General features: G+C 37.0%; 17 protein-coding genes. 12 read left to right on the top strand and 5 right to left on the bottom strand.

All coding sequences use genetic code 11. The features are described from left to right. Positions 1–4: 4 nt before the first annotated feature. From ACFOUY_RS19155 to ACFOUY_RS19100, 12 genes are all read left to right on the top strand, one after another. Entirely contained in the window at positions 5–1,846 is a 1,842-nt protein-coding gene (locus ACFOUY_RS19155; RefSeq protein ID WP_378962878.1) for a glycoside hydrolase family 2 protein, read from the top strand. A gap of 32 nt (positions 1,847–1,878) precedes the next feature. Beyond that, a complete protein-coding gene (locus ACFOUY_RS19150; RefSeq protein WP_378962876.1) occupies positions 1,879–3,378 on the top strand; it encodes a glycoside hydrolase family 88 protein in 1,500 nt (499 codons plus the stop codon). 33 nt (positions 3,379–3,411) lie between these two features. Beyond that, positions 3,412–5,217, top strand: coding sequence for an endo-1,4-beta-xylanase (locus ACFOUY_RS19145; RefSeq protein WP_378962875.1), 1,806 nt, complete (start codon positions 3,412–3,414; stop codon positions 5,215–5,217). Positions 5,218–5,236: 19 nt separating this feature from the next. Next, positions 5,237–6,373, top strand: a complete 1,137-nt coding sequence (locus tag ACFOUY_RS19140; RefSeq protein WP_378962874.1) for an SGNH/GDSL hydrolase family protein — start codon at positions 5,237–5,239, stop codon at positions 6,371–6,373. 27 nt (positions 6,374–6,400) lie between these two features. Further along, positions 6,401–8,602, top strand: a complete 2,202-nt coding sequence (locus ACFOUY_RS19135; protein WP_378962873.1) for a GH92 family glycosyl hydrolase — start codon at positions 6,401–6,403, stop codon at positions 8,600–8,602. Positions 8,603–9,605: 1,003 nt separating this feature from the next. Then, positions 9,606–12,821 (top strand): SusC/RagA family TonB-linked outer membrane protein, encoded by a 3,216-nt coding sequence (locus ACFOUY_RS19130; protein WP_378962872.1) that lies wholly within the window; start codon positions 9,606–9,608, stop codon positions 12,819–12,821. Between the two features lie 10 nt (positions 12,822–12,831). Next, positions 12,832–14,652 (top strand): RagB/SusD family nutrient uptake outer membrane protein, encoded by a 1,821-nt coding sequence (locus ACFOUY_RS19125; protein ID WP_378962871.1) that lies wholly within the window; start codon positions 12,832–12,834, stop codon positions 14,650–14,652. An 80-nt stretch (positions 14,653–14,732) separates the two neighbouring features. Continuing rightward, positions 14,733–17,666: a SusC/RagA family TonB-linked outer membrane protein gene (locus ACFOUY_RS19120; protein ID WP_378962870.1), complete on the top strand. Its 2,934-nt coding sequence runs from the start codon at positions 14,733–14,735 to the stop codon at positions 17,664–17,666. A gap of 52 nt (positions 17,667–17,718) precedes the next feature. Further along, a complete protein-coding gene (locus ACFOUY_RS19115; RefSeq protein WP_378962869.1) occupies positions 17,719–19,512 on the top strand; it encodes a RagB/SusD family nutrient uptake outer membrane protein in 1,794 nt (597 codons plus the stop codon). 32 nt (positions 19,513–19,544) lie between these two features. Further along, positions 19,545–20,360 (top strand): PKD domain-containing protein, encoded by an 816-nt coding sequence (locus ACFOUY_RS19110; protein ID WP_378962868.1) that lies wholly within the window; start codon positions 19,545–19,547, stop codon positions 20,358–20,360. Between the two features lie 120 nt (positions 20,361–20,480). Beyond that, on the top strand, positions 20,481–21,869 hold the full coding sequence (locus ACFOUY_RS19105; protein ID WP_378962867.1) for a right-handed parallel beta-helix repeat-containing protein: 1,389 nt from the start codon (positions 20,481–20,483) through the stop codon (positions 21,867–21,869). Between the two features lie 346 nt (positions 21,870–22,215). Beyond that, positions 22,216–22,419, top strand: coding sequence for a hypothetical protein (locus tag ACFOUY_RS19100; protein ID WP_378962866.1), 204 nt, complete (start codon positions 22,216–22,218; stop codon positions 22,417–22,419). A gap of 548 nt (positions 22,420–22,967) precedes the next feature. On the opposite strand, the gene ACFOUY_RS19095 is transcribed toward ACFOUY_RS19100, so the two are convergent. From ACFOUY_RS19095 to ACFOUY_RS19075, 5 genes are all read right to left on the bottom strand, one after another. Beyond that, entirely contained in the window at positions 22,968–23,507 is a 540-nt protein-coding gene (locus ACFOUY_RS19095) for a lipocalin family protein (RefSeq protein WP_378962865.1), read from the bottom strand. 149 nt (positions 23,508–23,656) lie between these two features. Next, positions 23,657–24,781, bottom strand: coding sequence for an FAD-binding domain-containing protein (locus ACFOUY_RS19090; protein WP_378962864.1), 1,125 nt, complete (start codon positions 24,779–24,781; stop codon positions 23,657–23,659). A 5-nt stretch (positions 24,782–24,786) separates the two neighbouring features. After that, positions 24,787–25,068 carry a TIGR03643 family protein gene (locus ACFOUY_RS19085; protein ID WP_378962863.1) on the bottom strand — a complete coding sequence of 94 codons (282 nt, stop codon included), beginning with the start codon at positions 25,066–25,068 and terminating at the stop codon, positions 24,787–24,789. A gap of 52 nt (positions 25,069–25,120) precedes the next feature. Next, positions 25,121–25,270, bottom strand: a complete 150-nt coding sequence (locus tag ACFOUY_RS19080) for a DUF2256 domain-containing protein (protein ID WP_378962862.1) — start codon at positions 25,268–25,270, stop codon at positions 25,121–25,123. 19 nt (positions 25,271–25,289) lie between these two features. Continuing rightward, positions 25,290–26,225 carry a phytoene/squalene synthase family protein gene (locus ACFOUY_RS19075; RefSeq protein WP_378962861.1) on the bottom strand — a complete coding sequence of 312 codons (936 nt, stop codon included), beginning with the start codon at positions 26,223–26,225 and terminating at the stop codon, positions 25,290–25,292. Positions 26,226–26,262 lie beyond the last annotated feature (37 nt).

Here is a 26,262-nt window from a genome sequence, read left to right as displayed (position 1 = left end):
ATACATGAAGACAATTAAAATATCATTAATCCTATCCGTTGTTTTGCTAACGGTTTTTAACAATCTGAAGGCTCAAACAAACTTAATTCATAACGTACTAAACAGAAAAAACATTAGCTTAAACGGTACATGGCAATACATAATAGACCCTTATGAAACAGGGTTTTATGATTACCGTAGGGAAGAGCGAAAAGAAAATGATAGGGAAGCCTATTGGAATACCGAAAAATTCGACAATAAAACAGACAAAAAAGAGTTCGGTTTCACTGACAAATATTCGATAAAAGTACCTGGCGATTGGAACTCTCAAGCTGATAAATTTTTATATTATGAAGGATCTGTTTGGTACAAGAGAACTTTTGATATAGATCTAAGTAAAACAAACGAAAGAATATTTTTACACTTCGGAGCAGTTAATTATCAGGCCGATGTTTATTTGAATGGTAAAAAATTAGGCGTTCATAAAGGTGGTTTTACAGCTTTTAATTATGAGATTCCAGTTTCGATATTAAAAGCGAAAGAAAATCTATTGGTTGTTAAAGTTGATAATAAAAGAGCTTTAGATGAAATTCCAACCATTAATACAGACTGGTGGAACTATGGTGGTATAACCAGGGATGTCAATTTGGTTTTTGTACCTCAAACTTTTGTGCAAACTTATAGCATTTCATTGGCAAAAGGCAGTCATGTTGCTAAATCTAAAACTATTGAGGGTTGGATAAAGCTAAACCAAAAAGCGAATGAAAATGTAACCTTAGAAATTCCTGAACTTAAAATTAAACAGGTTTTAAAAATAGATGGCGACAGTATTGCTTTCTCGGTAAAAACTAGTGCTGTACAATTATGGTCAACTAAATCACCTAAGCTTTATCAGGTAAATATTAGTACTAATGCCGAAAAAATTACTGATAAAATAGGGTTCCGCAATGTTGAAGTATTAGATGGGAAATTGATGCTAAACGGAAAACAGATTTTTTTAAGAGGTATTTCTGTTCATGAAGAAATTCCAAATGAAATCCGTAGAGCCTACAGTGCAAAAGATGCGCAACATTTGCTTGGACAAGCTAAAGAATTGAATGCAAACATGGTTCGCTTGGCACATTATCCTCATAATGAACACATGACAAGGGCTGCAGATTCATTGGGTTTATTTGTTTGGTCAGAAATCCCGGTATATTGGACTATTGATTTTTCAAGTAATGAAGTTTTGGCAAAAGCTAAAACTCAGTTAGAAGAAATGATTAGCAGAGATAGAAACCGTGCAAGTATAATTATATGGTCTGTTGGTAATGAAACACCAGTTACCGAAGCTAGAACCTTATTTATGAGTAAGTTGGTAGCTAAAACTAAAGAACTAGATCAAAGCAGAATTGTAGCTGCAGCTTTAGAAAGTTTTGGGATACAAGGTGTACAAACCGTAGAAGACCCACTTGGAGCATTTACAGATATTGTTGCGGTTAACCAATACATTGGCTGGTACGGTGGTTTGCCAGATAATAGTAGAAAAGTGAGCTGGGCTACTAAATATAACAAGCCACTTTTTTTTAGCGAAACTGGAGCAGAAGGTTTTTCTGGATTACGGGCGGATAGTTTAACTCGTTTTTCAGAAGAATTTCAAGAATGGTATTACAAAGAACAAGTAGGGATGTTTAAGCGTATGCCAGCTAATTTTGCAGGTTTATCGCCATGGATTTTGAACGATTTTAGATCACCACGTAGAAACCACCCAACTTTACAAGAAGGTTGGAATAATAAAGGCTTATTTGATCATGATGGGAAAAAGAAATTAGCTTTTTATGTGTTAAAGGCATATTATGATGAAATGGAAAAAAAGTTTGATAAATAATATTAAACTTTCAAAAAGAATAAAATTTCAACATGAATAGGAGAAATTGGCTTCAATTTTCATCATCAGCTTTAGCAGCTTTACTCTTGTCTAACAACACTTGGGCAATAGAAGAGCTGCAAAACTTTGAATATTTAGTTTCGGATAGCTTAACCGAGCCATCGTTCAAAAGTGATACGATTACTTTTCCTTTTGATTGGTTAGTTTCAGAAATTACAACAAATGGGAAAGATTTGCGCCTTAACTGGAGTAGAGAAATAAAGCAGGCGAAAAAAGTATTTTTCAGAATAACTAGTGCAACAGATATAAGGGAAGAATGTACGCTTCAATTGTTAACCGCAAAATCTAAAAAAGAGATTGGTACTCTTGATATGCGTTTTGCACATTACATGCAACCTTTTGAGGTGCTAATTGAGGAGAACTTAATAAAGATTGTTTTGGAAGAGGGCATAGTTTTGAAAAAAATTAGCGGTGTAAAGCCACTTTATGTTTTTACTCCATCAGAAAAGTTAGAGGATATTCCAGTTCAATTTTTGCCGCATCTGTTGGTAATAAATAGTAAAAATAACTCAGAAGAGTGGAGAAATCGGTTGATGTCATTGGCTTCCATATCCACTTTTGGGTGGATGGAAGGTTGTGTTTTAGATGGAATTAGTATCCTTAAAAAAGATGAACCTAATGCTAAAGATGCACTAAATAAGCATTTAGAAAAATTCTTTGCCAACAATACTTTAACCTATGAAAATTTAAACAATAAACGTTCAGTAGAAACCATCAACACAGTAGAAAGCATACTTCCTTTTGCCATTTTAGCAAACACCAATGCAAATCACGTCATGTTGCAAAACGCGATTGATTTCTGCTACAATCATGCTGACCAAAATGGGGTAATTGCTGATGAGACAGAAACAAATAGAAGGTTAAAAACAGAAGAATGTTATACCATTTCTTATCCCTTGGCTGTGTTGGCTCAAAAATTAAATCAGCCTAAATTGTTAAATCTTTCTATAGCAAATTTAAAAGCTAGAGTTAATTTGTTAACTACGGATAAAATAATTTACCAAAATGCCAAAGAAAATGGAAATCCAGAATTTGGAAATTGGGCACGTGGCGTGGGTTGGTATTTATTAGGTTTAGCAAAATCTTTATCGGTTTTACCTGTAAACGATGATACCCAAAACCTAAAAAATGCTTTTCAAAAAGGGGTAAAAATTGCACTCAAACATCAACAAAAAAACGGTTTGTGGTTTAATTTTTTAGATCAGCCTTTAACAGGAATTGATACTTCTGGTTCTGCAAGTATTGCAGCAGCATTAGCTTTTGGCTTTAAAAACAATTTATTATCAATAGAGGCTCACCTTGCAGCTAAAAAAAGTTGGAAGGGATTACAAAAATATTTAACTCCTGATGGCTATTTAAGAGGAACAGCTCAAGTAAATAAAGGAGGAGAGGCTTTACAGAAAAATGGATTTAGGGTAATCTCTCCCTACACTTTAGGTTTTATGGCGATTTTAAACCATAGTCTTAAATAGAAATAATATTAGGTCATCCTTAAATAAATGAAAATGAAATTAAAAATAATATTCAACTCCTTTATAATCTTATTCACGTTTTGCAAGGTTAGCGGACAAAAAAACCTTCCATTACGTAATGATTTGGCAATCTTAAAACCAGTTGATGTCTTCCCGCTAGATGCGGTAAAAAGCTATAAATTTAATGATGGCAATAGAGATAAACAGGCCAGTGTTTTTAAAGCAGAAAAAAGCCAAAACGGCATTTCAAAGTTTACTTCCGAAATATTTTCTCCAACCAATAGCCATTACAGCATTCAATCTTCTTGGCTTAATGCTAGACCGATGAAAAAGGGTGATGTAATGTTAGCAAGACTAACCGTTAGATCTATCTACGCCAAACAAGAATCTGGGGAAGCAGTACTTTATTTTTATGTACAGCAAGCAACTCCACCCCAAGATAAAAGCATCGTTATCGAATTAAGCGTTGGCCCTGAGTGGAAAACAATAGACATACCTTTTAAAATTTTGAATGATATGCCAGAGGGAAAAGGATCAATATGTTTATCATATGGTGCATTGGCTCAAAAGGTTGAGATTTCGAATATCCAGGTTTTAAACTTCCAAAACAAAGTAGCTTTAGAAAAATTACCTACAACAAAGTTCACTTATGTAGGTAGAGAAGCAACTGCCGAATGGCGCCAAAAGGCTTTAAAAAGAATTGAAGAAATTCGTACTGCACCTTTGAATGTGCAGGTTAATGATGCAAATGGAAAACCAATACCAGGAGCAAATGTAAATGCTCGTTTGGTAAGTCCTGAATTTATTTTTGGTACAGCTGCAACGGTTAATTACATGTATAAAAAAGATGCTGAATCTAACAAATACTTAGACTCGCTAAAATATTTGTTTAATGCAGTTACTATTGATAACAATTTAAAATGGCCTGTTTGGATGAATCCAGAGAAAAGGAAACAAACCGATATTGCCATGCAATGGATTGAAGAAAATAAGTTGAAATTAAGGGGGCATAATTTAGTTTGGCCAGGTAAAAAATTTACACCAGCTTATTATAGTCGGCAAAAAGATTTCGGACCAGGCTTTGCAGATTCTATACGTAAGCACATTCAAGAATTAGCCACATATACCAAAGGGAAAGTTTATGGTTGGGATGTGATCAATGAAATGCTTCACGAAACTGATTATTTTAAAGTGATGCCCCGTTCGCAAGCAATAGAATGGTTTAAACAGGCAAAAAGCATAGATCCAGCTGCAGATTTATATATCAATGAATATGCAATGCTCAACAGTGTGGCAAGTACCCGAAACATCGAAAAATATTTGGCTTTGATAGCTGAACTACGAAATGGTGGTGCGCCAATTGATGCAATCGGCATACAAGGACACGTGGGAAGACAACCGCGTAATCCTGCACAAGTAATTACTGATTTAGATTTATTTACTGAATTAGGTTTGCCAATTCAAATTACCGAATTTGATGTAAATACTCCTGATGATGCTTTGCAAGCAGACTACACAAAAGATTTTTTAATCGCTTGCTACAGTCATCCTTTAGTAACTGGATTTACCATGTGGGGATTTTGGGAAAGCGCCCATTGGAAACCAGATGCTGCTATGTATCGCAAAGATTGGACTGAAAAACCAAATGCTGCTGTTTGGAGAAATTTGGTTTTAAAAGAGTGGCGAACAAATATCAATAAAATCACTTCATCAGATGGAAAAATTTTAGATCGAGGCCATTTTGGTTTGTATGAAATTTCCGTTACTAAAGACGGGAAAACAGTAAAAGTTCCTTATCAGCTCTCAAAAACTTCAGCACCAATTGAAATTAAATTGTAATTAAAGAAAAAGGGTGGCGATGTTAAAATTTAAAAGAGCGATAGCAATGGGAGTTTTTCTATTCGGTTGTTTTAATTTGATTGAAGCTGCTGGTCAGCATAACAAGGCTAACCAAGAAAAGCCAAGCAGATTCATTTCTTTCAAACATCCAAAAATTAATGTGATGGGTCGTGTAGCAATTACTGATACTTGCACTGAAATTTATTGGAATGGCTCCAGCATTACCCTCAATGTTGCTCGCACAAAAACTGTAAAAGCTTTGATTAACGATGAACGAGATGAGTCTTATTATTATGTAATTGTTGATGGACAGGGTGATAAAGCTCAAAAAATTAAATTTGACAAAGGAAAAAAATTATATACTTTAATCTCTAATTTAAGTGATGACAAACATAAAATAGAGCTTTTTAAGATAGGTAATACTGATTTTAGTACAACGCGTCTGTTTGGGTTTGACTTGGATAGGGACGCTAAAATTTTAAAGCCAGACAAAAAACCAAAGCGTAAAATCGAGTTTTATGGAAATTCTGTTACTAGTGGACATGGGGTTGATATACCGTTGGATAGTGCTGATTCCGGTAAGCCTCAATATTTTAATAATTATAAAGCTTATGGTGCTTTAACTGCAAGATATTTTAATGCCCAATATTATTGCCAATCCAAAAGTGGGATTGGTTTAACAGTGAGCTGGTTTCCAGAGGTTATGCCCGAAATTTTTAATCGTTTAAATCCAGCCGATGTTAACAGTAAATGGGATTTTACTTCATATCAACCAGACATAGTTGTAGTTAATCTTTTTCAAAATGATAGTTGGATTGTGAACATGCCAGATGAAATGCAATTTAAAGCAAGATTTGGCGCAATAAAACCAACAGAAAATTTTATAATTAAATCATACGCCAATTTTATCTCTTCAATACGTAGCAAATACCCTAAAGCGCAAATTATTTGCACTTTAGGCTGTATGGATATTACTAAGGCAGGATCCAAATGGCCATCCTATGTAGAAAGAGCTGTAGCATTCTTAAGAGATAAAAAAGTTTCCTCCTATTTTTTTACCTACAAAAACAGCAATGGTCATCCTAAAATAAAAGAACAACAAATGATGGCTGATGAACTGATTAATTTCATCGAAACAAATAAATATTGGAAATAAAATATACCAATTCAACTCTTTAAAATTATGATAAGGAACAAAATTATATACCTTTTTATACTGTTATCAATCTACACCCACCATAGTAAAGCACAAGGTTTAGTAGAATACGTAGATAACTTTATTGGGGTCAGAGATCAAAACACAAGTACAGTTCTTGGTCCTCAATTACCACAAGCATCCATTACACCTAGTCCACAAACCGCATCTGGAAAAGTTAATTACGATATGGATGGTTATATTATGGGGCAGCCAATAAGAGGCTTTGGGCAGCTACATGTCAGTGGTACTGGTTGGGGCAAGTACGGACAAGTATTTATTTCTCCTCAAATTGGTTTGGCAACGGGGGCAAACGCACACGATTCTGAGAAGACAAACGAAGTTGCCAAACCTTATGAATATGGAGTGCTTTTAACTAGGTATAAAATCAGAACTGAAATTACACCTGCTGAACATTCTGCCATTTATCGTTTTACTTTTCCAAAATCAGATAGTGCTAATGTCATGCTTGATGTTAGTCACAACATCACCGAAATAGCAACTGTTATGCGTGGTGCAGACAGCAGATTTATGCAAGGAGATGTAACTTTTACCAGTGCAAGCGGAACTGAAATCAAAGGCTTTGGTACTTACACAGGTGGTTTTTCTGATGGGCCTTATAATGTATATTTCTGCATCAGATTGAGCAAGCTGCCATCCCAAAAAGGTACATGGAAAAATGATTTAATTAATTCAGGCAAACTATCAGAAAAACTAAGTAATAAAAATGATCGTATCGGGGCATTTCTACAATACAAAACTGAAACAAACGAGAAAATATATTTAAAATTAGCGGTTTCTTTAAAAAGCGCAGAACAAGCTACAGCTTGGTTAGATGCAGAAATTCCAGCCTGGGATTATGATAAAGTAAAATCCCAAGCAAAGAAAACATGGAACAATGAATTGCAGAAAATTGAAGTAAAAGGCGGAACGGAAAGTGAAAAAAGAATTTTTTATACTGCCGCTTATCATGCTTCAGTAATGCCTAGAGATAGAACAAATGACTCAAAAGATTTTGAAAAGGATGTGCCAGTTTGGGATGATCATTTAGCTGTTTGGGATACTTGGCGAACATTATATCCTTTAAAAGTGCTTACCAATCCCCAAATGGTGAGCGGCACCATCAACTCCTTTTTAGCAAGGTGGAAAAAATACGGCAAGGTAAAAGATGCCTATGTTGCAGGTAGAGATATGGGTGTAGAGCAAGGTGGCAATGACATTGATAATATCATTGCCGATGCCTACGTAAAAGGTGTAAAAGGGGTAAATTGGGATGAAGCTTACCAATTGATAAAACACCAAGCGAATAACGAACGTAATGGAATTAGCTACGGAAAACCTGATAGCAGTAAAATCTATAAGGAATTAGGGTGGATCCCGGCAGGTAAAATGAGTAATTCTGTAACTTTAGAATATGCTTATAATGATTTTTGTGCGGCTTTAATGGCGAAGGATTTAGGAACGGAAGAAGAGTATAATAAGTATTTAAACAGAAGTAAACAATGGATAAATCTCTGGAACCCGCAGGCAGAAAGTGATGGTTTCAAAGGGTTTATCACTCCTAAAAGGTTAAATGGAGATTTTGTGAATATCAGTTTGAAAAAGAATTGGGGTTCATGGAAAGATTATTTCTATGAAGGAAGTTCATGGACATACTCTTATTTTGTACCACATGATTTTGAAAAACTAGTAGAATTATCTGGCGGAAAAGAAAAATTTGCCACAAAACTAAAATATGCATTTGAAAATAACTTGATTGATTATGGAAATGAACCAGCATTCTTGGCCGTTCATGCTTTTCATTATGGGGGTAGAACTGATTTAGCTAGTTATTATATGCGTAAGTTAATGAGAGAGCGGTTTACAGAAAATGGAAATATGGAGAATGATGATAGTGGCGCAATGAGTAGCTGGTATATTTTTTCTGCAATGGGCTTTTTTCCTAATGCTGGTCAGAATATATATTACCTGACCGGAGCTGCTTTTCCTTCAATTAAATTGAGAATGGACAACGGTAAAACTTTGGAGATTATTGCCAAAAATACATCCGATAAAAATATTTATATACAATCATGTAAAATAAACGGAAAACTTTGGGACAAGTTTTGGTTTACACATCAAGATATTCAAAATGGTGGCAAAATAGAATTTGTTATGGGGTCAACGCCAAACGATTCGTTGAATCAGTGAAATAGGATATGTTAAACATCAAGCGATGAAAATTCAACCTTCAGTTTTTACAACTCATATATAATTCTGATCAATTTGATGTGAAAATAGTTCTAAAAACTGCAAATAGGGCCAAAATGGCAGAACTGATTTTTTCTTAGAATAAGTGCAATTGTTACTTTCCTGTTTTTTACCATATTTAACTATAAGTGATTTAAAACAGTTGCAACAATCCTAAAAAACTGATAAAATTAATTCTTAAGGTACCCATACAAACACAGGAAAAACAGATGGAATGAAAATCGGTTACTGGTTAAACGCTTTCACTTTCATTTCACAATTGAGTAGCAAGCCCATTATCAGTTGAATAATCGTTTGCTGTTATATTTTGGATAACCTTTCATTTGAGAGCATCTTTCAATTTCGATTCATAATTATCTGTCTTTGCTTACCACCATCTTAAAAAAGCAATATAATGGTGTAATCTTCGCTAAATATAGCAGTTGGAGTATTGAATTAAAGTTAAGCAGATGTTTAAGGGATAAATCTGTATCGGACTTTGATCATATTAAAATGGCGGAGTGTTGTTCGCGGTGAGATTGAACGCAAGTTCTCAAAGATACGTTGATGTCTTGCTAAAATACTAGCGCTACATTGGTTTAATGATATAGCAATTGCGCACTTTGGAGTAGTATAACTTAATAAGGCAAATTAAGTTCAAGTGATTGCAAATCAAATTCAAATAAGTCGTAACAAATAAAAATAAATTTGCTAAACAGAGATTAAGGGTGATTCATCTGATATCATTCTTTTTTAATAGAAACAATGATGCACCTGCTTAAAGCAATTTTTTGGAACGCATCAAAAAACTAACCAAATATAAAACCTAATCATTAATATGAATAAACTTTACCTTCCCACGTAAATCCCTAACTCTTGTAGTTTGCGATTATCAAAACTTACAATCAACAGCTTTTTAGCTGCTTCAAGCTAACAAACTAATAAAAATATAAACCAAATATTTATGAATTTCAGTAAAAAATTGTCTGTTTCGACTGTTTTTATCGTTAAAGCATTAATTGTGCAATTGTTGATTTTTATTTTCTCAATTAGCCTTTTAACAGCAGGGGAAAAAGTAATTTCAAACCATAAACTCGTTGAGTCTACCATCTTTTTTCAGCAAAACCAAAAACAAATTACGATTACGGGTTATGTTTATGATGATGCAAATTTACCAATACCAGGTGCTTCGGTCGGTGAAAAGGGAACCAAAAATATAACCCAAACCAATAATGATGGTTTTTTTACATTAAAGGTTAGTTCTCCGGCTTCTGTTATTGTAGTTGGAAGTGTGAGTTTTATAACTAAGGAAGTTAAAGTAGGCACCCAAAACTCAATTAAGGTATTCTTACAAACTAGTGTAAGTAGCTTAGACGATGTAGTTATTGTGGGTTATGGCGTACAAAAAAAGGCAACCAATACCGGAGCGCAATCTTCTATAGAAAGTAAAACATTGGTTCAATCGCCAGTAGCTAATATTAGTAACTCTTTGGTAGGTAGAGTTGCGGGTCTTTCTGCTGTACAAGCCAGCGGTGAACCAGGTGCGGATCAATCAACTATAAGAATACGTGGCGTTGGAACTTTTGGAGGAAGCCAAGACCCTTTAATTTTGGTAGACGGTATCCAGGTAAACAACTACAACAATATAGATCCAAATGAAATTGAAAACATTACCGTATTAAAAGATGCGTCGTCTACTGCTGTATTTGGTATCAGAGGGGCAAACGGCGTAATATTAATTACGACCAAGGCAGGTAAGATTGGTGCGCCATCCATAAGTTATACTTTTAACTATGCGATAAATAAATTTACTGATATCAGAGAAAACATGAATAGCTTTGATTATGCCAATTCATTCAATCAAGCCTTATTTAATGATGCCTATATTAATGATTCACAAGCCTCTTTCACACCCCGGTTTAGTCAATCAGACTTAGCTAAATACCGTTCTGGAGAAGATCCTGTTTTTTTTCCAAACGTAAACTGGTACGATCTCATTTTTAAACCATCCGCAGGTCAGCAGCAACATAACTTAAATATCAGGGGGGGGACGGAAAAAGTTAAATATTTTATTTCTGCGGGTTTTTTCGATCAAGAAGCATTGTTCAATACAAATGCTGTGGCTTCCGCAGTAGATCAACAACTTAAATACAGGCGTTACAATTTTCGGTCGAACCTGGATTTTGAGGTGACCAAAAAGTTTAAAGTTACGCTAAGACTGTCATCTCAAACAGAAGATCGCTCTGGCCCAAATGTTGCCAATACCAGAGGGATTATTGATAATGTGTTAAGGGCAACCCCACTTAGCTCTCCGGGTATCATTGACGGTAAACTCATCTCCTTATCAGGCAATGGAAGCGATAACCCTTTAATTGGATTATATAATAATGGGTACAGAACTCGTTTTAACAATACGCTCAATGGATCCATTCGCTTGGATCACAATTTGGATTTTATAACTCCCGGTTTAACCACGCATGCCGAGGTTGCCTACCAGAATTTTAATGCCCAGCAAACAACTTATACCAATTCAGTTGTACTCTACAGGGCGATTAGAGGTGCAAACGGAGCAACCAATATTGTTCCACTTGGTGATGAGCAGACATTAGGAGGATTTGCCGTTGCACCAGATAAAAATAATAGATTAACCTCAGAATTTGCTTTTGATTATAAACGAAAATTTGGCAACCATTATGTTACAGGCTTAGCATTGTACAATCAAATTAGAGCTACCGACCCAAGTTATTTTGATTTGGTAGCAAACACTTACCAAAGTGTTGTTGGTAGAGCAACTTATGACTTTAAAAGCAAGTACTTAGTCGAAATCGCACTCGCCTATAATGGTTCAGAAAATTTTGCACCGGGACAGCGATTCGGATTTTTCCCATCTTTTTCTGCTGGTTGGGTTCCCACACAAGAAGGGTTTTTCCCAAAAAATAAGATTCTCTCTTTCTTGAAAATAAGAGGATCCTATGGTGAGGTGGGGAATGATCAGATTGGTTCAAACTTTTTACAATCGAATAACCGGTTTTTATACCGCCCTACAGCATTTAACAGAACTGGAGGCTATTATACTGGTTTAAATTTAAGCGGTTATAGGCTTATTGGTGGTAGAAATGGGACAAGGGAAGGACGAGGAAGCAATCCAAATCTTACTTGGGAAAGGGCAATCAAGAGTAACATCGGTTTTGATGCCAATTTATTAGATGAAAGGTTCAATTTAACGTTCGATATTTTCCAGGAAAACAGGGATAATATCTTAGCAACATTTCAAACCATAGGTGGTAATCTGGGATTCCAAGCGGCACCGGAAAACTTTGGTAAGATGAAAAACAGAGGTTTAGAGTTTGACCTTGGCTTCAAGGATAAAATTGGTGAATTTAATTATTTCATCAGAGGAAATTACTCTTTTGCAAGAAATACCATTTTGGAACAGGATGAAATTACAAGAACTTTTTCTTATCAAAATAGAACCGGAAACCGTTTCGGGCAAGGCTTTGGTTTAATAGCCGATGGATTCTTTAATTCATGGGAAGAAGTTAACGATGCCAATCGTCCTTTTTATGATGTTCAAAATAATAAACTGCAGCCAGGTGATGTGAAATTTAGAGATGTTAATGGAGATGGAATCGTGAATTTTGACGATGTTGTTCCAATTGGTTATTCTGATATACCTGAAGTTACTTATGGTTTTAACATAGGAGGTACATTTAAAGGCTTTGATTTTTCTGTACTTTTTCAAGGTACTGATAATGTTTCTTTACAGTATTCCCGTAGAACAACCCAGGCATTTTTTGATGCCATACCTACTGGCGCCGTAAATACATTATTGGAAAGCTGGACCCCAGAGCGCTATGCACAGGGTTTGCCTATCAATTTTCCTCGTTTTGCCGTCGGCAATAATACAAGCGATAAGAATAATTACCGTACCTCTACACTATTTTATGCAGACGCAAGTTATCTCCGACTTAAAAATGTAGAAATTGGTTATTCTTTATCGTCCAAAGTTTTTCAAAAACTTAGAATCAAAAGCGCAAGATTTTATATCACTGCAAATAATCTGTTCACTTGGTCAAAAGTAGTTAAAGGCATTGATCCAGAAAATCCGACTACTAATGCTAACGAAGAACCTTATCCATTGGTTAAAACAGTAAATTTTGGCACCAGTATTAATTTTTAAAATGAAAATGATGAAAAGTTTATTATACAAAACAACATTGATGCTGTTAGTTTGCATGAGTTTTTCGTGCAAAAAAGATATCACCCAATTTTTAGAAAAGCCACCTGGAATCAGTTTAGATGAAGATAAAGTATTCAGTTCTCAGGAAGAGATCGAACAATACATCTCAACTGGTTATCAATATAGTATACCTACCTTTTTTGGTGTAAGGGATGGGCTGAATGGTACACTAACGGTATCACCAACAGGAAGAATACCTACCCAAGCAACCACAATTTTTGCAGGTGCCACTGATGAGGCAGAATCGACGGCTGATTTTACCTCAAACAATGCCTGGAATGGCGGTTCTGTACAGCCAACAACCATTTTGGGTGATGAAGATGTAATGTACTTTGCTAGATTTAAAGGCATTAGGTTGGCTAATATCTTATTAGAAAGAATTGATGCAGCACCTGTTACAGCAGCTTATAAACAACAGGTAAAAGCAGAAGCAAAATTTTTAAGGGCTATTAACAATTTTGAAACGTTTAAACGCTATGGCGGTTTCCAAATTATTAATAAACGTCTTACCGCTGAAGAGTCTTCTACATTAGCAAGAAGTTCAATACAAGCATGCGTCGATTTTATTATCAAAGATTTAGATGAAGCTTTTACTGAATTACCCGCGGGGTTCCCCGTTGAGGCTCAAAAGGGCAGAGTAAACAAAAGTGCTATCGCCGCCCTAAAGTCTAGAACATTATTGTATGCCGCAAGTCCATTATTTAATACGGGCACACCTTACATTAGTTATGGCAACAACAGTTTGATTTGTTATGGTAATTTTAGTGCGCAACGTTGGCAGTTAGCTGCAGATGCTGCCTTGGTAGCATTGAACACGGCTACAGGTGAAGGTTTTCAATTGTTAAACGACCCTGCAAAAAGAAACCCAGTCCCTGTGAATAGAGCTGTTTTGGGTAATTATCGCGAATCTTGGGAAGCACCAGATAACAATGAACTTATCTTGTCTTATAAAGGATTCCCATCGAGTGGTAGATTTAGTCATCCTTGGCAGCATGTGCTCCCTAATATGGATCCTCCTTTCGACGGTTACTTCTCTGGTACAGCAGTAAATCACCGTTTTATTAAAAGATATGAAAAAAAAGATGGTACCGTGCAGACCTGGGGCTCATCTGGTAATGATTTGGTACAGAAGTATAGTGAATTAGATCCTAGATTCGCCCAAACTGTTGGTTTTAACGGTTCCAGATTTAGTCAAAACCAACCTATTCTAGAAACTTTTCAAGGCGGCGTACATTCACGTACCTGTAAAACGGGCGCTTGGATGAAAAAGTTAGTTCCCGACCTGTTATATGCAGGTAACCTGGTTCCAATTATTAGTGTGTTTAGATACAATGAACTATTGCTAAACTATGCTGAAGCCATTAATGAATTTCAAGGACCAGGTGTAGCTACAGGTGCCACACCTCCAATTATTCCCGTATCAGCTTATGATGCCCTTAATGCCATTCGCTTAAGATCGGGCATGCCACCATTGCCTGCTGGTTTGAGCAAAGATCAATTTAGATTAAGGCTGCAAAATGAGCGGGCCATAGAACTGGCTTTTGAAAATTACAGAATTTGGGACGTAAGACGTTGGTTAATTGCAGAAAACGATGGCATTATGAATGGTGCTGTATTAGGTTTAAGAATCACCACACTGCCTGCTAGTCAATTTAGATATGAAGAATTCGTCGTTGAAAATCGTGTGTTTCCTAAAAGATTGTATTTACATCCTTATGATAGGGACGAGATTCTAAGAAATCCAAATATGATCCAAAACCCTGGGTGGTAAAAATGAACCATTATCCAGGATTAAATTCTATCGGTTCAACTGAAATTATCAATTAATTGATAACCAATTACAGATTAATTATGAAATTAAGATATTACCCAATTATAATTTTTACAGCTGTATTTACATTCTTCCAATCCGATGCTCTGGCGCAAGTTAAGCAGAAAGGGAAAAATGATTCAAAAAGCGGTTTGAAAACTGATTCCATTAAAATTATGCCAAGAAATGTGCAAAGATATATTGGCTATAGTCGTCAAGATTCAGTGCTCATTACCAGCGCCATCTCTACGATCAAAGGCGATATCCTCACCAAAAATTTCAATACTAATCTTGGCAACAAACTATATGGTCGTTTAGCTGGATTAACGGTTTCTCAAGGAGGTTCTGAAGCAGGTTATGATAGACCTTCATTATTATCAAGAGGTAGAAATTCCTATCAAGGTCAAGTAAGTCAAGAACCATTAGTGATAGTTGATGGCTTTATTGGTTCGTATGAACTACTTGTAGCAGAAGAAATAGAGGAGATATCATTATTAAAAGACGCCTCAGCCTTGGCTGTTTATGGTTTTAGAGGCGCAAATGGCGTATTGTTGGTTACCACTAAAAGAGGTAAAGCTGGCCCTTTATCTATTGGCTTCAGTTCGCAATTGGGCTTCAATAGAGCAACTTCAATTCCAAAAACACTTAACTCTTTTGATTATGCTAGCTTGTACAATGAGGCGGCAGCAAATGATGGAAGGCCACCTCTATATGATGCTACTGCATTAGAGTCTTATAAAACGGGTAATAACCCAACCTTATATCCTAACATAAATTGGTATGACGAGGCTTTGAGGAAAACAGCACCTGTTTCTAATTATAATTTAAATTTTAGCGGAGGAGATAAAACAGTTAGGTATTTTGTCGCTTTAAATGCCATAAATCAACAAGGTTTGTATAAAAACTTTGGAGATGATGATCAAGAAAGTAGCAATTCGACTTATAGTAGGTATAATTTCAGATCTAACATAGAGGTAAATATTACCAAAAGATTTTCTGCAACATTATTACTAGGTGGAAATGTGGAAGATAAAGCGAATCCATACCAAATTACTTCGGGTGGTTCATTCAATGCTTTTGCTTCTACTCCGCCTAACGCTTTCCCAGTTCGTATCCCTGATAATTCGGTTACTGTGACTGGAGCAGCGATTCCAAATGGTTCTTTTGCAGGTACAGCTGGTTTAACAAACCCAATTGCTAATTTAGCAGGGACCGGTTTTTTTGAATATAACGCCCGTACATTTCAATCTAATTTCAGTTTAAGGCACGATCTTGATTTTATAACCCAGGGATTAAGTGCTTCAGCAAGTATATCTTTCAATAACTATTTTCAAGGTGGCTCGGGTAAAACTAAACAAGTTCAAAGGTACATCATTAGTAATAATAGTGGTACGGCAGTATATTCGCCTGCGATTGCAGAACCTAATCTGATACTGAGTGGTCAGGAACTATATCCTGGAGAAAACCGAAGTTTTGGCATTCAATCTTCATTAAACTATAATAGAACTTTTGGTATTCACGGTATAACAGGATTATTATTTTACAACTCCGATTCTTACAATATCATTAGAGAGCAACCTACAACCTCAGCAGCAAATAATGCTCTGCCTTATAAAACAAATGGCGGCGGTGGTCGAGTAACTTATGTAAACAATAATAAATACATCGCTGAGGTTTCTTTTGGTTTTATGGGTTCAGAGAATTTTGCAAAAGGAAACCGTTACGGGTTTTTTCCAGCAGCATCTGTGGGATGGATAGCATCTAATGAGGATTTTTTGAAAAATAATAGGACCATAAGTCTTTTAAAATTAAGAGGCTCGTACGGTCTTACCGGAAATGATAATATTGGTGGAAGGTTTCTATTCGAACAACGGTATCCCTCTGGCGCATCTTATGTATTTGGTGCCAGTACAACCGTTTTTTCTTTAACAGAAGGTCGTTTGGCCAACCCAAATATTACGTGGGAAAAAGAAAAAGTGGCCAACATCGGAGCCGAAATTATTTTAAAAAATCAATTTAAATTCTCGATGGATCTCTTTGATCGAGATAGATATGATTTATTACCATCAGTTAATGCAACTGGTGGAGCATCAAGTGCCAGTATTCCGATGTTTTTAGGATACAATCAATTTCCGCTATTAAATGTTGGAAAAGTAAATAATAAAGGGTTTGAGGCCGTAATGAGTTATAATAATAAGTCTTCTAAGGCGCTTAGCTTTTTTGCAGAAGCAAATGTGTTTTATGCAAAAAACAAAATTATTTTCAGTGATGAATCGCCTGATTTAAATAGGTCTACCTTAACAACGGGTTTACCAATTGGCGTGCCTTTCGGTTTGAGGGCTTTAGGCTTATTTCAAAACCAAGCGGATGTAGATGCTAGTGCTAAACCAATTGGTGCTAATGTTAGAGTTGGGGACATTAAATACGCCGATATTGGAGGACCTAATGGGATTCCTGATGGAATTATAGATGGCAACGACAATGTTGTTGTAGGTAATCCTGGCACTCCAAATTTATCTTTAGGTTTTCATTCTGGCCTAAAATACAAAGGATTTGATTTAGATTTTGTCATTCAGGGCGTTACCGGAAGGTCTGTGTTTTTAAATGGCTCATATTTTAGTCAGTTTCAAAATGCCAATGCCAGTGCTTCAGCCATTGCTTTAGAAAGATGGACGCCCACAACGGCTGCAACCGCTGAGTTTCCACGGTTATCTTTAAACGGAAATCAGAATAATTATCGTTTTTCATCATTTTATGAGCGAGATGGTAGCTTCATTAAATTGAGAAGCGTTGAAATTGGTTATAGTTTTAAGAAATCATTATTGCAAAAAATTAAACTAACCAACGGCAGAATATTCATAAATGGAACAAATTTACTTTCAATTGATAAAATTCCTTACGGAGACCCAGAATCTTTAGATACTGGATATCCACCACTACAGAGCTATTCCGTGGGTTTAAGGGTGGGATTTTAATCGACAACTCATAAAAGATAGAATTCAAACGAATTTATTTAAAATTAAAATAATGAAAAATAGATTATATCACTTGCTTTTAGTTGCCATTCTGTTTCTATCTGCTTGTCAAAAGCTCGATAGAGAAATCGTAACAGATTTAACAAAAGAACAAATAGAAACATCCTATGAGCGTACATCTCAGCTACTGAATGCAGTATATGTAGAACTCCAAGAGGGTTTTTTAAATATTGGTGGAACAGCCATGATGGCTTCTGCTACTGATGAGGCAGAACATGCCCAGGAAAATAGTAGTGTTCAAAATTTCAATAATGGTAGTTGGAATTCCATTAATAATCCTAATAACGTTTGGCCATCTTATTATAGGGCAATAAGACGAGCAAATTTATTTCTTGAATCTTCCGATAACATTAATCTAGACCTTTATAAATTAGACCCATCTGGCGCTCAACAAGCCATATTCAGACAAAGGTCTTATGAAATTGCTGTATGGAAATACGAAGCAAGGTTTTTACGAGCTTTCTTCTATTTTGAATTGGTAAAACGTTACGGTGGAGTGCCTATTTTTAAACAAACGGAGGGCACAGAAATCGTGGGTACGACTAAGAGAAATTCATTGGACGAATGTATTAACTTTATTGTTAGTGAGTGCGATGCGATAATTAATGCGACTGTACCAGGTACGGATGTAGATAGAACCCCAACTCAAATTCCTTTAAGGTATACTTCGGGTCAATTAGAACTAGGAAGGGTAAGTAGGGGGGCAGCCATGGCATTAAAAAGCAGGGTGCTTTTGTACGCAGCCAGCGATTTGTTTAATGATCCCTCATGGGCGGGTGGCTATTCTAACCCCGAATTGATTTCTTTATCAAGTAATACAACTACTCGTACACAACGCTGGCAGGCTGCAGCTAATGCAGCACTAGATCTAATTAACGCTTATAATGTATCAAGTTTAACCAACACCTATCCCAATCAGTTTAATGCAGCAAGTTTCAACCAAACTGAGATTATATTTGCCAGAAGAAATACGGCTTCAAACAGCTTCGAACAAGCGAATTTTCCAATAGGTTTACAGGGGAAAAGCGGAACCAACCCTTCCCAGAATTTGGTAGATGCTTATGAGATTAGACAAGGTACGGGAGCAACCCAAACTGCAGTAGCATTTGATTGGAACAATCCGGTACATGTAGCCAATATTTATACTTCGGGTACTGGTGACAATGCTAGAGATCCTCGTCTTGATTTCAGCATTGCTGTAAACAATAAACAGCTGATCAACACAGCTGGTTTCAACAGGGTGCTTCAAATTTATAATGGTGGACTTGATGCAAAGCCAATTCCTGACGCCACAAAAACTGGTTATTATATCAAAAAATACATCAACAATACACCAACGGCAACGGCGGTACATAGCTGGAATTACTTTAGATTATCTGAAATATATTTAAACTACGCAGAAGCCGTAAATGAATTGGGAGATCTGGCGACCGCAAGGGCATATATTAACAGGGTGAGAAGCCGGACTGGTATAGCAATGCCATTGATTCCGGCCACAGTAAATACTCGTCAGGCTGTAAAGGATAGGATTATACAAGAGAGAAGGGTAGAATTTGCATTTGAAGATCATCGGGCATGGGATGTAAGACGTTGGATGATTGCACCACAAACTTTAGGTGCTCCACTTCGCGGAGTTGATATTAAAGCTATTTCTCTTACCACTTTCTCTTACACACCATTTGTGGTTGAAAATAGGTCTTTTGATGCTAGAAAAATGTATTTATATCCAATACCACAAGAAGATTTAAACCTGGCTCCGGGTATCAAACAAAATCCTAATTGGTAACCTAATATTAAGATTTTTAAGTTTAAGAAATTATGAAAAAAATAAAATTCTTCAATAACGTAAATATAATGCTCTTTAGCGTTCTTATTGCTATGTTGATTTCATCGTGTAAATACCAGGAGGTAGCAGAGGTTTCTTTTGCAGAGCAGAAAATTTATTTACCAGCAGCTTCGGTTGCTGCTCTTGGTATTGGCGGCAATGGCATTTACAACATTAATACTTTAGCTACACCAGGGCAAGTTTTTAGATATGTTATAAACAGCTCAGCCAATAAGTTTAATGTGCCGCTAGGAGTTTACCGGAGTGGTACACAACGAAACGGTGTAGTTAATGTTAACATCACAACACCTACAGATACGGTTACCAAATTAATTTCAAATAATTTTCTGGCTAATACTGTATTGTTACCGGCTAACAGATATACAATTGAACAGTCCGTTACTATTCCAGATGGTGCTGAGATTGCACCTTTTACCATTTCTGTTGATTTGCCATATTTGCTGTCTAATCTAAATACCAATCATGCAATCGCGGTTAGAGTTGCTAGTCCGAATGTTGCTTCCAATATTTTATACAATAATGTAGTTATTGTAATAAATCCTGCGTTTTTAATTCCAACATCTCAATTCACTTCAATTGTTAATGGGAAAAGTGTTTCATTTAATAATATATCAACCAATGGAGTAAATTATTCTTGGAACTTTGGTGATGGAAGTCAGGCCGTGACTACTAAATCTCCTAGCCATGTATATACTAATTCTGGTACCTATACTGTAACGTTAACTTCAATTGGAGCTTTAGGTGCTACAAATCAAGCAATATCTACTAATGTGGTAGTTGTACCGTAAAAAAAAATCAAATCAATAAATTTAATCGTCAGCGGTAAGGTATATCAGAATTTCGATGATGATGGCTTAAACCTGCGGTCTGAATACCGTAACAATATATGCTGTTAAGAAAAGTTGCTCATGAAAAGTTTTAAAAAAAAAGTAAGGTGCTTTTTAGTAGTGATTTTAAGTGTCGGATTCAACACAAGTGTAAATGCTCGAACGTTATACGTGGCCGTAGATGGTGATGACAATAATAATGGGAAAACAGAGGAGACCGCTTTTAGGTCATTGCAAAAAGCAGCTGACGTGGTGCAGCCAGGGGATGTTGTGTATTTAGGAAATGGTGATTATACCAATGATGATAAATATGATGGTGGGGCAGTTTTAAGAATTCATCGATCAGGAAAACCCAATGCATGGATTTCTTGGAAAGCATTACCAGGTACTCATCCTACCATTCGTCCAGTTGGTTGGGCAGGGGTGAGTATAACAGCCTCTTATGAAATTATTGATGGCATAACAATTTTAGGCGCTAATGATTCAATAAACTTATTAGCCGCATTAACTGATGCAAAAAATAAAACACCTAATCCATTATATAATACAAACGGTATCACAATTGATGGTCGAAAGAATTCACCTTATCAAAAACCTCACCATATCATAATTAAAAACAGCACGGTAGGTAAATGTCCCGGTGGTGGAATAACCATTTTAGAAGCAGATTATGTAATTGTAGAAGATTGCAAGGTTTTTGAAAACGCTTGGTACATGCGTTATGCTGGTTCAGGGATTACTACACTAAATAATTGGGCATTCGATGATTCTCCAGGTTATCACATGGTGATACAGCGGAACTATGTTTGGGACAATAAAACTTTGGTTCCTTGGGAAAAGACCGGTAAACTAAGCGATGGAAACGGCATTCTGATAGATGTTACAGATTTAAAAAAAAATGGTGCTACTAATCCAAATGCCGACGTTGCAGTAGTTACAAAACATCAAAGCGAAAATTTATTACCCGAAAAACAAAAAAATATGCAAAGACCCGAATGGAAGGGTAGAGCATTAATTGCAAATAATCTAAGTGCCTTTAATGGTGGTTCAGGCATTCATGTTTTTAGAACAAAATATGTAGATATCATTAACAATACAACTTATTGGAACGGACAAACAGTTGGTTATCAAGAATTATTTGCGAATAATTCAGAAGATATCATTTTCTTGAACAATATTATTGTTCCCCGTCCAGGGGGAAAAGTAACTTCAAATAATAAAAACAAAAATATAAGGTGGGACTACAATTTATATCCCAATGAGCAGCAAGTATTCAAAGGAGAAAAGGATATCATAGCAGACCCTTTGTTCATAAAGATTGATAAAGATTTAAGAAAGGCAAATTTTAAACTTTCAAAAAATAGTAAAGGTATTAATTCGGGTATTGATGAAATTCCCCAGCCTTATGATATTCAAAGAACCAAACGACCTAAAAAATCGATTAGAGATAGGGGAGCCTTTGAACAATAAAGCTTAGTTGAAAAATCAGCGATATTAAAAAATCAAATAAATTCCAGCCAAAGTTGAAGGGTCTTAAAAGAAAAATTTTAATAGTCAGCGAAGTAAATAGTATGATTTTGCTGAACAGCAAGGGGTGAGCGAAAAGTTATTCAAGGCGCTGGTGGATTACGACCTGCTCATTGAATAAGAATTCTCAGAGCTGCTCATTTTAAAAAGTGTTGACCTATCTTCCTACCCAGATAACCTGCAACTCAATCAAGGGAAATTAATCTCTTCTACCATCACAATCTGTAATATCCTCAACCTAGAACATTACTTGATCCATAATAATAGAACTGAGATTAGCCTGAAAAATATGAACGCATGCTTTCCAGTCGAAGGAAGTGATGCTACTATAAACTTCGGCTACAATCAGATAGGGCCTGTTCTGGATGAATATGGTGCGCAGATAATAACCAGTAAATACATTAACGCTATGACGGAAAAGGATATAAATGTCTTAATGGCGCACGGCACAACGGGCATTGATGGTTTCAAATATTTTTCAAGTAGAAGTTGATTCCTTTCATTACTTAAATAAGGTATTTGGCAAGGGTAAAATAGCTATCCTTTTTGTATTCTAGTGATAGCGCCCTTCTCGAAATATGATGTGACAATGGCCAAGCTATGGTTAGCAGAATTCCTTTCTGTTTTTAAGGGTAGTTATTTCATTATTGAATCAGTGCACTTGGCCAACTGTAAATCAACTGAATATGCCCCCAGACCCAGCGCATGTTCAGGAATCCCAATATTTATTTCACCGAGCCTATATTGACGCCCGCACCAAATGAATAGTGAGGGATAATTTGGCTATTGCCTTAGAATACTTTTAACGTTTGATTAGTTTCGGATAGCCTGAAATTTTTTCATTTTCCGGCATTTTCTTTAGATTTGATAACAGGTGAATATCATCGGTTGTCAAGAGATACTGTTTCAACAAACCGCTGTATACCGAACGGTACGTACAAAGGTGTGAGAGGGACAGGTAGTCAATTAATGATTCCCTTCCTACTCGATCACGTTTGGGCAGTTCTTTTGTTTGTAACTGACCCTAAACAGCTGTCAGATTTAATCTTTATCATGCTTTACCCAGATCAGCTTTCCGGTATTGTAGCCGTCCTGTCTTGCTTTAGCTAAAAAAGCTTCCTTGGTCTTGCTATCCAATTTTGGGGTTCTGGAGAGCAGCCAGATGTATTTAGTGCTACTTCCATATATCAATGCGTTCTGATAGTCCTTATCGATACTTACAATATTGTAGCCTCCGTAAAAGGGCCCGAAAAAGGAAACCTTTAGTTTAGCTTCACTTTTTGATCCGATAAACTTAGCCTTGCCTTGAGCGGAGCTCCATTTGTTTTTTTTATAGTTGAAGCCTTTGTTTATCACTTTTATACTACCGTCCGGATTAAGGGCGTACTCAGCGGTGGTGTTGTCCATGTTTTTTTCAAAGGAATAATCGAACCTTGCGATTTCGTACCATTTGCCCAGATATTTTTCGCTATTGAAGTTTTTGACAGCGATTACGTCTTTTGACTTTACCGCGCATGACTGCAGCAGCAGAAGCGAGATTGCGGCCGTTCCGAGCGATAGATATAGGTATTTTGTTTTCATGGTGATAGCTCCTCAAATCCTGTGCCCATAATGTTTAGGTTTAGGATAAACTCTGCGTTTTTTTTAATTGTTTCTTCTGTATTACAGTAGTTTCTTTAGTGTGATATGCTTTTTTAATTATTTGTTACTTGCTTTGAGAAAGCAGAAGTTTACAGATTATCCAGGTATTTTCTGCATCGTTTCCAGTAGCTGAAAAACGAGGGGTATTCGCCGGTAACTTCTGGAAATATTCGCTCGTAACTGTCCCTTGTCCCTGGGTAATGATTGAAAGCGGGATGGTCTTTTGAGATAAAGGCCTGCCCCGTAGCAAGGCCGCTCTGGCTATAAAGAGCCTGCAGTTCGGCTATTTCTCCTGCGTAGATCTGGATGCTGGGAATATTTCGGCTAAGATCTTGAATAAATCCAATCACTTTTTCGCTGACCGGGAAGCGGTCGAAATGGGAGGGTTCTAATAGGAGCACTCGGTTAGCGTTTTGATCTTTTCTCCACATAGGATCCAGATTATAGCTGTTATAGATAATCGTTGGACGGCTGGTATCAATAATTGGGAGGCTGGTGTTGGGAAGTTTTGTGATTAATTCAATAGCTATGCCTTCCTTTAGAATTTCAGGTATTGGCATTTCCGGAAGCTGTTCATAAGGCCGGTCAAGGAAGGTGCCCTGCTGGGTGCTCATGGTGTACATGTTTATATTTTCCTGGTTACAGTAGTATTTTTTATTTGCAAAAGCGCCGGCTACCCACTGCCAGCTGCAGTTGTTGCTCGCAATGTCTCCGTCGAGCAGATGGTAATACATCCATTTTGATGGCAAGATCCAGTGTGCTTTGGCGATATTGCAGGTAATAGATGCCAGGTACATCCTAACATGATTGTGCATATACCCCGTGATGAAAAGGCTGTTTATTTGTTCATCGATCGATATTATGCCGGTGTTGGCTTTTGCTATTGCGCTGATCATGTCTGTCCGCTGTACATCTGGCTGCGGATGCCTCAGATCCTGCCAGATATGCGCTTGCCTGGCCTGCCAGATCTGCTGGTAATATTCACGCCAGGCGAGTTCCTGGATGAATTTTTCGGCGCTTTGTGCAGAAGGTCCATTATGGAGCGCCGATCTTGCGACCTCGGGCAGACTGATGACGCCACGGGAAATATAGGGGGACAGGTAGCTAACCCCGCCATTTATAAAATTTCTTGTCCTGGCATAGTTCAGTGGATCTATAGTTGCGACACGCTCCAGTATTGCTTTGTAGTCTGTGTTAAATGAGATCTCTTCCATGAAGCTTATCTTTTGCTAATCCTGTTTGCGCTAATGGCCCGCTGGCGGTCGCATTTAAATGTTGTGATGTTTGATGTGCGCATAGAGGCGTGTTTGGTCGATCTGCCGCACACCCTTTTTCTCCACATCTTGAAACTGCTCTGCTTCATTTCCTGGCGCATCAGCGAGATCACACTTGAGTGATTCAGTCCAAACTGCGTTTTGATGGCATCAAAGGTTGTCCGGTCTTCCCAGGCCATTTCGATGATTCTGTCGATTTCGATAGGGGATAAGGTTTGCGCTTTCATCTGCTTTTTTATTTGTGGTTGCTGCATTATCAGGGGCCTTCCAGTTTTTGAATTAGGGTTTTGATGTGCTGTTTTTTCTGCAACCTGAGCTGCAGTATTTGACCGCTTCCCAGTTTCTGGTCCATTTTTTTCGAAAGGAAAATGCTCTTTTGCAGACCTCGCAAATCTTGGAAGGCAGGTTTTCTTTTTTTATGATCTTCATTGCAGCCAGTGTTATAATATTATTTTGAGCTTTGGGGCTTCAGTATTTCCATAGCTGTTGCCTTCTCTGGCTGTTGGGCGATTGCTGATATCTGGCTTTCTGCGCTGGCTGTACTCTGGTATTTTTTTGTTTTTCTGCGGGGGAGAAGCGAGTGTATCATAAGCCGGAATTTATAAAGGTTAGAAATCCGGATGCGCTGAGCGATGAGCTGTGCAGCTGTTTTCCCTTTGATTTTGTTAAAAAGTTTTCTGTAATAAAGATAAGCCAGGTATACGCCTCTTTGTGATGAGGGCGGGAGTTGGGTTATGCCTTCAAGTGCAGCATCAAAGTCCAGTTCGATATCTGACTGGATTTCTTTTTTTTGCTCGTCTGAAAACTGCGAAAGGTCTACACCGGGAAAATAGCTCCGGCTTAATAGATGAAAATCTGCGCTCACATCTCTTAAGAAATTGACCTTCTGGAAGGCGGAGCCCAGTTTCATAGCGGGTTTTTTAAACCGCTCGTATGCTGTCTGCTCACCGTTGGTGAAGACGTGCAGGCACATCAATCCAACAACCTGTGCTGAGCCCAGGATGTAGCGTTCGTATTTTTCCTCAGTATAGGTTTCTTTTTTAAGATCCATTTCCATGCTCTGAAAAAAGAGATGGATGAGTTCGTGATCGATTTTATACTGGTTGACTACTGCCTGAAAGGCGTTGAGGATGGGGTTTAGGCTGATTGATTCACTGATGGCCTTCATTGTGTCGCTGTTGAATTTTAACAGAAGGGATGCCTTATCAAATCCATGGAAGCTGTCCACGATCTCATCTGCAAGCCTTACAAATCCGTAGATGGCGTAAACGGGACCTCGCAGCTCGGGGCTTAAGAAGCTGATGCCAAGGGAAAAGCTGGTGCTGTAGCTTCTGGTGACTATTTTGCTGCACTGTGAAGATACGTTGTCAAAGATTGCTTTCATCGTTCTGATTTTGTTGTTTGGACCCGGTTTAAAGGGT

It is taken from the genome of Pedobacter jamesrossensis (genome assembly GCF_042650905.1).
Lineage (GTDB): Bacteria > Bacteroidota > Bacteroidia > Sphingobacteriales > Sphingobacteriaceae > Pedobacter > Pedobacter jamesrossensis.
This window is presented reverse-complemented; position numbering and strand designations above follow the sequence as displayed.

Bases quoted from the DNA above. Each gene is read 5' to 3' on its own strand.
- ACFOUY_RS19110 (WP_378962868.1), top strand. From the start codon at position 19,545: ATGAAAAAAATAAAATTCTTCAATAACGTAAATATAATGCTCTTTAGC.
- ACFOUY_RS19115 (WP_378962869.1), top strand. From the start codon at position 17,719: ATGAAAAATAGATTATATCACTTGCTTTTAGTTGCCATTCTGTTTCTA.
- ACFOUY_RS19085 (WP_378962863.1), bottom strand. From the start codon at position 25,068: ATGAAAGCGCAAACCTTATCCCCTATCGAAATCGACAGAATCATCGAA.
- ACFOUY_RS19075 (WP_378962861.1), bottom strand. From the start codon at position 26,225: ATGAAAGCAATCTTTGACAACGTATCTTCACAGTGCAGCAAAATAGTC.
- ACFOUY_RS19125 (WP_378962871.1), top strand. From the start codon at position 12,832: ATGAAAAGTTTATTATACAAAACAACATTGATGCTGTTAGTTTGCATG.
- ACFOUY_RS19100 (WP_378962866.1), top strand. From the start codon at position 22,216: ATGAACGCATGCTTTCCAGTCGAAGGAAGTGATGCTACTATAAACTTC.
- ACFOUY_RS19155 (WP_378962878.1), top strand. From the start codon at position 5: ATGAAGACAATTAAAATATCATTAATCCTATCCGTTGTTTTGCTAACG.
- ACFOUY_RS19090 (WP_378962864.1), bottom strand. From the start codon at position 24,781: ATGGAAGAGATCTCATTTAACACAGACTACAAAGCAATACTGGAGCGT.
- ACFOUY_RS19095 (WP_378962865.1), bottom strand. From the start codon at position 23,507: ATGAAAACAAAATACCTATATCTATCGCTCGGAACGGCCGCAATCTCG.
- ACFOUY_RS19150 (WP_378962876.1), top strand. From the start codon at position 1,879: ATGAATAGGAGAAATTGGCTTCAATTTTCATCATCAGCTTTAGCAGCT.
- ACFOUY_RS19140 (WP_378962874.1), top strand. From the start codon at position 5,237: ATGTTAAAATTTAAAAGAGCGATAGCAATGGGAGTTTTTCTATTCGGT.
- ACFOUY_RS19080 (WP_378962862.1), bottom strand. From the start codon at position 25,270: ATGAAGATCATAAAAAAAGAAAACCTGCCTTCCAAGATTTGCGAGGTC.
- ACFOUY_RS19130 (WP_378962872.1), top strand. From the start codon at position 9,606: ATGAATTTCAGTAAAAAATTGTCTGTTTCGACTGTTTTTATCGTTAAA.
- ACFOUY_RS19120 (WP_378962870.1), top strand. From the start codon at position 14,733: ATGAAATTAAGATATTACCCAATTATAATTTTTACAGCTGTATTTACA.
- ACFOUY_RS19145 (WP_378962875.1), top strand. From the start codon at position 3,412: ATGAAATTAAAAATAATATTCAACTCCTTTATAATCTTATTCACGTTT.
- ACFOUY_RS19105 (WP_378962867.1), top strand. From the start codon at position 20,481: ATGAAAAGTTTTAAAAAAAAAGTAAGGTGCTTTTTAGTAGTGATTTTA.
- ACFOUY_RS19135 (WP_378962873.1), top strand. From the start codon at position 6,401: ATGATAAGGAACAAAATTATATACCTTTTTATACTGTTATCAATCTAC.